7 protein-coding genes are annotated in these 12,162 nt (G+C 41.0%); 3 read left to right on the plus strand and 4 right to left on the minus strand.

Going from position 1 to position 12,162, the window contains the following annotated elements:
- Positions 1 to 182 precede the first annotated feature (182 nt).
- From AB5542_RS11995 to AB5542_RS12005, 3 genes are all read left to right on the plus strand, one after another.
- Positions 183 to 1,343 carry a DUF6051 family protein gene (locus AB5542_RS11995; RefSeq protein WP_087419826.1) on the plus strand — a complete coding sequence of 387 codons (1,161 nt, stop codon included), beginning with the start codon at positions 183 to 185 and terminating at the stop codon, positions 1,341 to 1,343.
- A gap of 464 nt (positions 1,344 to 1,807) precedes the next feature.
- A complete protein-coding gene (locus tag AB5542_RS12000) occupies positions 1,808 to 5,134 on the plus strand; it encodes a TonB-dependent receptor (protein WP_279038866.1) in 3,327 nt (1,108 codons plus the stop codon).
- Between the two features lie 5 nt (positions 5,135 to 5,139).
- A complete protein-coding gene (locus AB5542_RS12005) occupies positions 5,140 to 7,407 on the plus strand; it encodes a sensor histidine kinase (RefSeq protein WP_279038864.1) in 2,268 nt (755 codons plus the stop codon).
- Here AB5542_RS12005 and AB5542_RS12010 read toward each other — a convergent pair.
- The 4 genes from AB5542_RS12010 to atpH all read right to left on the minus strand — a co-directional run.
- Positions 7,390 to 9,255, minus strand: a complete 1,866-nt coding sequence (locus AB5542_RS12010) for an SLC13 family permease (RefSeq protein ID WP_279038863.1) — start codon at positions 9,253 to 9,255, stop codon at positions 7,390 to 7,392. The genes AB5542_RS12005 and AB5542_RS12010 overlap by 18 nt on opposite strands.
- Positions 9,256 to 9,278: 23 nt before the next feature.
- Positions 9,279 to 10,151 carry an ATP synthase F1 subunit gamma gene (gene atpG / locus AB5542_RS12015; RefSeq protein ID WP_087419823.1) on the minus strand — a complete coding sequence of 291 codons (873 nt, stop codon included), beginning with the start codon at positions 10,149 to 10,151 and terminating at the stop codon, positions 9,279 to 9,281.
- Between the two features lie 17 nt (positions 10,152 to 10,168).
- Positions 10,169 to 11,743, minus strand: coding sequence for a F0F1 ATP synthase subunit alpha (atpA, locus tag AB5542_RS12020; protein ID WP_087419822.1), 1,575 nt, complete (start codon positions 11,741 to 11,743; stop codon positions 10,169 to 10,171).
- Positions 11,744 to 11,834: 91 nt separating this feature from the next.
- On the minus strand, positions 11,835 to 12,162 hold a 328-nt coding region (gene atpH, locus AB5542_RS12025), incomplete at its 5' end, for an ATP synthase F1 subunit delta (RefSeq protein WP_368243092.1).

The raw sequence follows: 12,162 nt of genomic DNA on the forward strand, positions 1-12,162 counted from the left end.
CTCTCTCTAATTTTTATAAATTTCAAACAAAGATACATTTTTCCCGTAAAAAATTTCACCCCTAAAGAGCAAATTTCATCCCTAAATATGAGATTTTGTCCCTTTAGATCCAGGTACACACCATTAATTTTGAAAACAAAGAATTGTGGTGTTTGTTTGTATTAAAATTAATCGCAAGAGCTATGGAAATCTCAACTAGAACAAAACAATTAAAGGCTATTTTTTCTTATGACAAGAAAGTTATCCTAGAAGACCAACCACTGGAAATTCGTCCTTATCATTTTATCCAGAACATGGGAGTAAATGAAATAGAACAATTTCAGCAATTGATCCCGACAAGTGAATTTTGTTCTATCCCGGACAATAATATTCAGGAGAACAAGAGTTTTTCGTATACCATATTCACGCCTAAAGGATCACGAAAAACGAACCAGGCAATCCTGTTATTACACGGGCTGAACGAACGTAACTGGGACAAATACCTCACCTGGGCAGAATATTTATCCTTAGCCACGGGTAAAGCGGTTATTTTGTTTCCGATAGCTTTCCACATGAACCGTACTCCCGGTAACTGGTATAATCCAAGAGCCCTTATGCCTTGGGTGGCTCGTCGTAAGCAAGAAGTGGAACATCTGGATAATTCCACGTTTGTCAACGTGGCATTAAGTTATCGCCTCTCGGACACCCCTTTGCGTTTTTACATATCCGGAAAAGAGTCCATGTTCAATTTATGGCAGTTATTCCGGGAAATAAAAACCGGCCAACACCCCCTATTTGAAAAAGATTCATCCATAAACATTTTCGCCTATTCCATCGGAGCGTTCCTATCACAGATTCTGATGCTTGCTAACCCGGAACATCTATTGGATGACAGTAAACTATTCCTCTTCTGTGGAGGCTCCATATTCAGCCAAATGGACGGAAGTGCCCGGGATATTATGGATCGAGAGGCGTATCGAAGAGTTAAGAATTATTTTCTGAATGATTTTCTAACAAAAAATGATGAACAGCGAATGCTCCCCGTTTTGTATGAAGAGGATTTCATGGAAAAAGCATTTAAAGCGATGATACGTCCCGAGGTAATGAAGAATTACCGGGAATCATTTTTCGAGCGAATTCAAGACCGTCTACGGATTGTCACGCTCAAAAAAGATACGGTAATGCCAACACAAGGAGTTATTGAGGCTCTAGGCCCCAAATGTGTTGATACTATATTGGAAGAATTAGATTTTCCGTACGAGTATTCCCATCAAAATCCATTTCCCACCAACACGGGAGCCACACCTGAAATGCTTTATCAATCTTTTACCGGGATATTTAATAGGGTAGCAAATTTTTTGTAACAGAAAAGAAGATTCATACGCATATCTAAAGCCTGTTTAAATTTCGCATTGATAAGATAAAAAATTAAATGACCATGAATAAGATTTATCTAACGACCTTGCAGGAAGTGGGATTTTCGAGCCTATACGTCTTTTTTAAGATCAACTATCTCAATATAAGAAAGTTAATAACAACAAGTGCTTTAATACTTATCTAATACCCTGTTACTCTATTGTTTGGCTAGATCTTCTCCGTGCTTTCTCCGTGCTTTCTCCGTGTCACTTGCGAGTGATCGCCGGAAGAAATACATTTGAATGCGGCACGAATCGAGACGAAGACATATAGGAACACCAAAGGAACATTGGCATGACCTAGAGGTAATCAAGCAACGAAAAGATTTTATTCAACAAAATTTAAACAGACTCTTAAATTTATTAAATATATTTATCGTACTATTTTGCAGACAAATAAAATAGTACGATATTTGCACTATATAGTTTTATTCGTGCAACAAGTAAGTATAACATATAAAAGGATCAAGAAAATTGCAACAATATGCCTCGTTTTCATGGCATACCTTTCCACGACTCAAGCCCAAATCACAACGTCATCAATGAACGGGTATGTTTCCGACGGCAAAAACTCTTTACCCGAAGCCACGGTAATCGCCACCCACTTGCTTTCGGGTTCCCGTTACAGCACGATCACCAACCAGCAGGGCTATTATCAATTACAAGGAATGAGAACGGGAGGGCCTTACCAAATAGACATCTCTTACGTGGGATTTCGTCCTTCCACGGGCAAAGGAATTTATCTTCAACTCGCGGTCCCGTACACATATAACACCGTGTTAATTCCCTCGACAGACCTGGAAGAAGTCGTTGTAAAAAGTACTATATCAAAATATTCCAACGGAAAAACGGGAGCAAGTACTCATGTCGGTTCCGCCCAGATAAAGTTACTCCCCAATGTCACCCGGTCGCTCACCGACATACTGAAACTCACCCCTTACTCCAATGGAAATGGTTTCGGAGGACGAGATCAACGCATGAACAACTTCAGTGTAGACGGGGCAAATTTTAATTACAACATGGGACTGGACGGAAAAGTTCTACCCGGGGGAGGTAGTCCGATCTCGATTGATGCCGTTGAGGAAACCATGATCAATATAGCGACTTATGATATTCGGCAAACTAATTTTATCGGTGCCGCTATTAATATCGTTACCAAAAGTGGGACAAATGATCTGAAAGGATCGTTATACACATATATAAAAAACGAACATCTAAGAGGTAATAACGTAGATGGTCACCATTTGGGAGAACGTGAAAAAGAAGCTCGTGATATATATGGATTTACATTAGGAGGACCTGTAATAAAAAATAAAATCTTCTTTTTTATCAACGGGGAGTATGAATATTCCCCCTTTCCTATTCATAAATGGAAACTTTCCACGGATGGACAGGAAGATCCGGTAAATAATATCTCCAGAGTAACCTCAAAAGACATGGAGCGTTTTTCCAATGATTTAAGGGAAATGTACGAGTACAACACGGGATCATGGACCAATTTTAACGGCCAAACAACTACCTGTCGTCTCTTGATGCGCGCGGACTGGAATATAAATGATCACCAGAAATTCATGATTAGATATAATTACACGACACAAAAGAAAGACAACAATCTCGTAGGCGCAGCTCTTGGCATTAAAGGAACCCCTGTAAGTCGTTATTCCATGAGTTTCCGGAATTCCATGTGGCAAGACATGAACGACGTACATTCTCTCACAGCAGAATTATTCAGTTATTTATCAAAAAACATAACAAACCAAATTCTCGTGAGTTTCACGTTCAACAATGGAAACAACCGGAAATGTAAAGGAGATTTCCCCACAATTGACATTATGAAACCGGATGATTCAGGTACCAATAGAGCTTTCATGAATGCCGGTTATGAACAACACGCGTGGAACAATGGGATTACTGAAAGAGTCTGGGCAATTACAGACAACCTTTCATTTCAAATGGGACGGCATAATTTCACAACGGGAATGAGTTTTGAATCCCAAAACCTCTCAAATTGTTATTTACGTTACGGGGCTGGTTATTATCGTTACGCAAGTTACGAAGATTTTATAAATAAAGCCGCACCGGTTGCGTTCGCTCTCGGCTATTCCCTTTCCAAAGACAAACGAGCCCCGGCTAAAGTAAACTACCGACAATTTTCCATCTACGCGCAAGATGATTATCAAATCACCCAAAATCTGAAATTCACATACGGGATTCGCGTGGACATTCCCATATACGCAAACAAACGTTACGAAAATCCTTCTATCGCGGAATATACTTTTTATGATACCAAATTAAGTACGGCCTACTGGCCCGAATCTTTTCCCCTCTTCTCCCCCCGGATTGGTTTTACTTACGATCTGTCAGGGAACAATATTATAATTCTCCGGGGAGGTTCAGGTATTTTCTCCGGACGCTTCCCCATGATATTTCTTTCTAAAATGCAAGAAGGCAGCGGTATGTTAAAAAACACCGTATCTACTCAAAAAAACGGAGATCCATTGTTGGCAGCTTTAGCCGGAGGGATACGCACCCGAGAAAAAATATTACAAGATATTGCCCCTCTGTTTCCGGATCGTTTCCCAACAGAACCCGGTGCCGTAAACAGCATTACAACAATAGACCGCCATTTTAAGATGCCACAAGTTTGGAAAAGTTCATTAGCGGTAGATTACCAACTTCCCTTACCATTCCCTTCTCTACTCACACTAGAAGGAACTTTTATAAAAGATATTCATGCCATCATGCAACAGGACGTGAATACAATTCATGCGGATGATCCTAGAATGACTCGTTTTATTGGTCCGGACAATCGCTACCATTACCCGGGAGATACCGAAAAACGCTACCATGAAGACATTACGAACGCAATTCTAATGAGGAATAGCGGGAAAGGATACAGCGCTAATTTCAATATCACATTAAACGCTCACCCCTGGAAAGATGTTGAGTTCATGGCTGCTTACACTTACAGTAAATCAAAAACAATAACGAGTAATAAAAGTAATCAAGTCGACAACGCTTGGACACAAGAACCATCCGTGATGGGCCCTAATTATCAAAAATTACATACAGCTCAATATTTACAAACCCCTCATCGGGTTATCGCACAATTCAGTTACACGAGACAATACGCCCGTCTCTTCAGTACCTCATTATCTCTTTCCTACACGGGAGAATACGCCGGTAATTATTCGTACTTGTATGATGGAGACATGAATAACGACGGAATCGAATACGACCTGATTTATATTCCGCGCACAAAAGAAGAGTTACACTTTGCAGACCGACAAACCGGAGAAATCACGTTCACGGCAGAAGAGCAGAAAGAAGCCTTTTGGACATTCATTAATCAAGACCCCTATTTGAAAAAACATAAAGGGGAATATGCTGAAGCGTATGCGGCCAATCTTCCCTGGTATGATCGGTTCAATTTACGTGTAGTTCAAGATTTCAAAATACAAACGGGTCAACACGTAAATACCATTCAATTTTCTGTTGATATTATGAACCTGGGTAATTTACTTCATAATTCATGGGGAGTAACACAAACGATCTCCGCGTGTAATAACGGCAAATTACTCGAACTAAAAGAGGTGAATGAAACGGGAGAACCTGTTTACACCATGTGTCCGATAAAAAAAGACGGACAAGATATTTTGCCAAACAAAACCTTTGAAACCAATCGTTCATCGGAAAATTGTTGGCAATTACAAATTGGAATTCGTTACATTTTTAACTAATGGTTATGAGTATTCAATTCAAAATTATATTATTTCTTTCACTCCTTTTCTTCGGATGTGGTAAACCGGAGAAAAGGATTCTCGTTATCCACTCGTACGAGGAAAATTTTTTTCAGTATTCCGAATACAATGAATTGATTACTAAAAACTTCAAACAGAAAGGTATAAAAACAGATATTAAAACTTTCTATCTGGATTGTGAAAAATACCGGGAACAAGAAGAAATTGATAGAATAAACCTTTTTCTGAATTCGATCTCCAACTGGCACCCGGATATTATTTTAGTTAATGAAGATCAAGCAACCTACTCGCTACTTAAAACCGAACATAAATTAGCCAAAAGTACCCCTATCGTTTTTGCCGGTGTAAATTATCCCAACTGGGACCTTATCCAAAAGTATCCCAATGTAACAGGACTTCATGACAAGATCGACATAATAAAGAACTTGGAAGTAATGGAAGAGCTGGATGATAAGAAAAAGTCTTTCACTATACTCGATTATACCTTCATCGACAAAAAAATCCGGGAAGATATAAAAAAACATCTTAATACGGACTCCCCTATCATCTCTAATATTGACGAGCAGATACCTCAAACCGATTATGAAACCAAATTCAAGGATAAACTTTTTTTACATATTCTTTCAGCCAGAAATAACCATCTCTACGACAAAGATTCTGTTCAAATTCCCCAACTCTCTCTTAAATTTCTGTGGGGAATAAGCAAATACAATGTTCAAATGCCCTACCTGCAATTAAAATATGATTTTACAACTGTCACTCTTGCAAATTTTCACATGACAAACCGATATTCAGCCATCTACGAAATGTTCGGGTGTGGGTTTGACTTTAGGGCCGGATACATGACCACGTTACCAACACAAGTGAAAGAAGAAGTTGACCTTGCAGCTAAAATACTAAACGGCATAAAACCGCAAGACTTACCTATCCGGGAAAGTGCCAAAGATTATGTCGTAGATTGGCAAGTCATGAAAAAACTAGGAATTAAACAAACAGAAATTCCTGCCAAATATCAAATGATCAATCTACCATTCAAGGAACATTATCCCGTAGCCTGGTACTCGATCATCATCAGTATAATCACGATTCTAGTCACTCTATTTAGCTGGTTGACCTATCTATACATACATGAAATGAATATGCGCCGTCAGACATTCTATGCCTTAGAAGAAGAAAGAGAATCTTTGGCATTAGCCATCGAAAGCGGTAACACATTTGCATGGAGATTTCAAAACGACTGCCTGCAATTCAAGAATTCTTTCTGGAAATCCATTAACATGAAAAATATACCTCTATCGGTAGAAAAATTTACAAACTTTATTCACCCGGATTATCGTGAAACATTCAAACATCACTGGCAAGAAATCTTCATACAAGGTACTCATGCAATAGAACTTCTATGCGATTTCACCGGAGACGGTTATCAATGGTGGGAACTTCGTAGTAGTACAATGGAAAGCGTCTCCGGTCAACAAAGAACCACCGGATTAATATTGAATATCAATGAACATAAAAAACGAGAACAAGAATTAATAGAAGCCCGAGAATTGGCAGAAAATGCAGAATTAAAGCAATCCTTTCTAGCAAACATGAGCCACGAAATACGCACACCTCTTAATGCGATTGTGGGTTTTTCCAATATTTTGGCATCAGATTCGGAAATCCAGGAAGAAGAGAGGACAACATACATCAACACGATTAACACAAATAGCGAGTTACTTCTCAAACTCATTAACGATATATTAGAAATTTCCCGAATCGAATCCGGATATATGTCCTTCGAATACCAAAACTATTCCGTGAATACTTTAATAGATGAGGTCTACAACACACATCGGGTAATCCTCCCCTCTCATTTACAATTCCTAAAAGAAACGGCAGAAGAAGATTTGGAGATATACGTGGATAAAAATCGTTTAACTCAAGTTCTCACGAATTTCTTAAACAATGCCAGTAAATTCACCCCCTGCGGGTATATCAAACTAGGTTACCATTATTTACCGAAAGAACAACAAGTTCATATATTCGTGGAAGATAGTGGGAAAGGCATCCCTCAAGCCGAACAAAAAATGATATTCAGCCGTTTTTACAAGCAAGATGAATTTGCACAAGGTACCGGTTTAGGATTATCTATTTGCCAAGTGATTATTGAAAAACTTGGTGGGCATATTCATCTTTGGTCCGAACCCGGTAAAGGCAGCCGTTTCACCATTATCCTCAATTGCGAAGATCCATTAAAACGGAAACAATAAAGGCAACACAACAACCATCACGATACCCATAATCACCTGCAAAGGTAAACCAACCTTCACGTAATCCATAAACGTGTACTTCCCGGCAGACATCACCAGGGCATTAGGCGGTGTCGAGAAGGGAGATGCAAAACACATACTTGCTGCTACTGTCACAGCAAATAGGAATGGATAAGGACTTACTCCAATATCTAGTGCAGCTTTCAAGGCTATCGGAGCTAAAAGGACTGCTGTCGCCGTATTACTGATAAACATGGTTAACAACGAAGTTGTAAAGTAAATCCCCGCCAATAGGATAATAGGCCCGAAATCACCCAAATAACTGACCAAACCGGATGAAATCATAGCTGATGCCCCCGTTTTCTCCAATGCTAACGACATTGGCAACATGGCTGCAATCAACACGATACTTTCCCAATTAATCGTTTTGTAGGCATCTTCCACGTTACGCAAACATCCGGTCAATACCATCAATAAAGCAGCAACAATCACGGCAGCCACGGGAGCCACTGGAATGGAATCGAAAACCATCGCAATAATCATTAGGATCATAATCGTTGCCGCAATCGGGGCTTTGTGATCCAATGTCACTTTTGCAGCCTCTGCCAGTGGTTGACCGACAACAACCCATTCCGATTGCATTTCATTCAACCGGGCAATATCTTTCCATGTCCCCTGTACCAACAAAGCATCCCCCGAATGCATCTTTTCATCCTTCAAATCCTGTAAAAGATACTTTCCTCCCCGCTGGATTCCCAATATGTTAATATTGTATTTTTCCCGAAAACCAGAATCTTTTACAGCTCGATTGATCAATTGAGAATTCGGCATCAATAAAACCTCGGCAATACCGATCTCCCCGAACACCATATCCCGGGGAACTTTTTCTTCCGAAACTTCCGCCGTATGTGTATCCAATAAATCTAAATTATTATCTTTCGTCAATAATTCGATTTGAGCAAAAGCACCCAAAACATACAACACGTCACCTGTCTGCAAGGAAGTATTCGGGCCTGCCAGCTCTTGATCGATCGTCTTCATAAAAGGATTCTGAGACTTTGATTCTCGCCGGATTTCCAAAATCGTGACGTTATATTTCCCGGTTATATTCAATTCGGCCAATGTCTTTCCTCGAAATATAGAGTCCGATTTCACTCCTACCCGGAACAGATTCTGAGCAATCTGGTATTCATAGGCCAAATCTTTTAATGATTTTTTCCGTGCTTTTTTCTCCGTCTTCTTCTCGCCCTTCTTAACCAGAAATATCCGACTTAAAGGTATCAACACAACAATTCCAATCAACACGCAAATAATTCCAACCGGAGTAAACGAAAAAAATGACAACCCCTCAAATCCACCCTCTAACAAAGTATTTTGAATCACAAGGTTAGGCGGAGTACCTATCAGCGTCGCCATTCCACCCATACTGCTCGCAAATGCCAAAGGCATCAAAAATCGGCTAGGACTAACATTCGCACTAACCGCCATACTGACCACAATCGGTAACATCAGAGCCACGGTTCCCGTGTTACTCACAAACGCACCGATGGCAGAAGTAACCAACATGATTAAAATAAAAAGCTTCAACTCGCTCTTACCTGCCAATTGAAGTATTTTACTACTGATCATTTTAGCCAATCCGGTTTGAAATATGGCACCTCCCACCACGAACAACCCCACCATCATAATCACGATGGAATTAGAAAAACCAGAAAGCGCCTCCTCCGGGGTTAATATACCACATAGTATCAAAAGTACCAACGCACAAAGCGCAACTACATCAGACCGAATTTTTCCATTTACAAAAAAGAAAGCAGATAATGCTAAAATAATCAGCGTTATACCCATAAATTAAACTATTATATCATAAATCACTCTATCGACCCACCCACAATGTCCATCAACTCGGCCGTAATATTCTGTTGTCTCAACTTATTGTATTCCAATTGCAAGTTTTTCAACAACTTAATAGCATTATCATTTGCCATTTGCATAGACAAGATACGAGAGGCCTGTTCAGAAGTCTGATTTTCCAGTAAGTACCGATACATCGTGGAATGGATAACCAACGGATAAATCGTCTCCAATATCTCTTCGCAATCCGGCTCGTAAATATATACTTTATTTCGTTCTTTATCCGAAAGAGCTTTCGTTTCCTGAGGTACCCACGGAAGTAACTGCTCCCGACTAATGATCTGTGTTCCCATACTCTTATAATGAGCATAAATAACTTCGACCCGATCCACATCCTTCTCTAAAAAACGACGAATTAATTCATCTGCCAATGCCGTTGCTCCTTCTGCATATTGTTTTTTTTCGAAAAGATCGGGGATCGGCATAACCTCCACCCCCCTTGTCCGTTTTATATCGTTCACGAGCTTTCTCCCCACGGGATAAACGGAAATAGGCGATTTAACCTTACCATCATACTCTTTTAATGTCTCCAATAATTTCTTGTATAATAGCAGGTTAAAAGCGCCACATAAACCTTCATTGGCAGCAAAAATAACAATTGCGACCCGTTGAACCGGACGATCCTGACTCAACGGAGACTGATAATCATTAATTTCACTTGCAATATGATCCAGTATATTTTGCAACTGTTCCATGTAAGGACGGGCATGATTCAATGCATTCTCAGACTTCCTCAACCGGGCAGAAGAGATCATCTTCATGGCTCCGGTTATCTTTTGAGAAGAATGTACCGAACTTATCCTTCCTTTCAATTCACGTGTTGATGCCATAATTTTTACTTTATGAACTAATTAAAAGTCTGCCCCACTTCCGTGGCTACTTCTTCTAATAATTTAGATACATTTTCATCCAGAACCCCCTCCCGCAATGGCTCCAAAATCTCTTTTTGGTATTTGGATCGCAATATCTCCAAGAACATCTTCTCAAACTCGGCTATATGTTTCAACTCCACGTTACGCAACAACCCTTGTGTACCGCAATAAATCACGGCAATCTCTTCCTCCACGGGCATCGGTGCATGCTGGGGCTGAATCAATAACTGAGCGTTCTTACGCCCTTTATCGATCACCATCTCCGTCACAGAATCCATGTCTCCTCCAAACTTAGAGAAGGCCTCCAATTCCCGGTACTGGGCCTGATCGATCTTCAATGTTCCGGCAATCTTCTTCATAGCTTTCACTTGGGCATTACCACCGACACGAGATACAGAGATACCTACGTTAATCGCAGGACGTACCCCTTCGTTGAACAATCCGGCCTCAAGGAAAATCTGCCCGTCCGTGATAGAAATAACGTTGGTCGGAATATACGCCGACACGTCTCCTGCCTGAGTCTCGATAATCGGCAATGCGGTTAATGAACCACCTCCTTTGGCAGTGGGTTTCAACACATCCGGCAAATCATTCATCGTCTGTGCCATCTCATCACTGGATATAATTCGCGCTGCCCGTTCCAACAAACGAGAATGTAAATAGAATATATCTCCCGGATAAGCCTCACGCCCAGAAGGACGACGCAAAATCAAAGAAATCTCACGATAAGCGACAGCTTGTTTGGAAAGGTCATCATACACAACTAATGCGTGACGACCACTGTCCCGGAAATACTCTCCGATCGTCGCTCCCGCAAAAGGCGCATAGTAACGCATAGCTGCCGAATCGGATGCGTTTGCCGCAACAACGACCGTGTACTGCATCGCACCTCTCTCCTGCAACGTGTTCACCAACATAGCTACAGATGATGCTTTCTGACCGATAGCCACGTAAATACAATAAATCGGATCACCGTTATCGAAATTTCTTTTCTGGTTCAAGATCGTATCCACAGCAATAGATGTCTTTCCGGTCTGGCGGTCTCCGATGATCAGCTCACGCTGTCCCCGTCCGATCGGCACCATGGAATCAATCGCCTTGATCCCTGTCTGTAACGGTTCTTTCACCGGCTGACGATAGATTACCCCCGGAGCCTTACGTTCCAACGGTAACTGTATCAATTCCCCTTCAACGGGTCCGGCTCCATCGATAGGTTCACCCAGCGTGTTGACAACCCGTCCGAGCAATCCCTCTCCCACCTTTACGGAGGCAATACTTCCCGTACGTTTCACCGTGTAATTTTCCTTCACCCGATCACCGGCATTCATCAGAATCACTCCCACATTATCTTCCTCCAAGTTCATGGCAACTCCACGAACCCCGTTCTCAAATTCCAGCAACTCGTTAGCCTGCACATTATCCAGCCCGAACACGTGGGCCACCCCGTCACCAACCTCCATCACGGTTCCCACCTCTTCGAAAGCCATCTTCGTATCGACCTCCTTGAGTTGCATTTCTAAAATATCTGATATTTCATTCGCTTTCAACATAACCCTAAATAATTTTAGATTTAATGATTTTAGATTTTAAACTTCGACCTCACAAGGCTAACACCTTCCTCTTGCCATCCTCCCGAAGGATTCATTTATAATCTAAAAATCCAAACTGGAGACTCATCTCCTTCAGCTCTTTCATCAGCGAGGCATCTAGTTGTCGGGACCCGATCTGTAATATAAAACCTCCGATAATCGAGGGATCAACCTTATGGACAAACTCTATTGTCTTATCAGTATGACGCCGCACGAACTCTTTGATCTTATCCATCGTCTCGTCCGACAACTCCATCGCCGTGATGATCTTCACCCGGATAATCCCGTTTGCTGCCCGGTAAATCTTCTGAAACATCAGGCAAATTGACCTGACATACATTTCCCGGTGGTTTCTTATCAACAAACGAATACCCTTGATG

The sequence above is a fragment of the Butyricimonas sp. RTP31003st1_G1_RTP31003_210430 genome (assembly GCF_040920905.1).
GTDB lineage: Bacteria > Bacteroidota > Bacteroidia > Bacteroidales > Marinifilaceae > Butyricimonas > Butyricimonas paravirosa.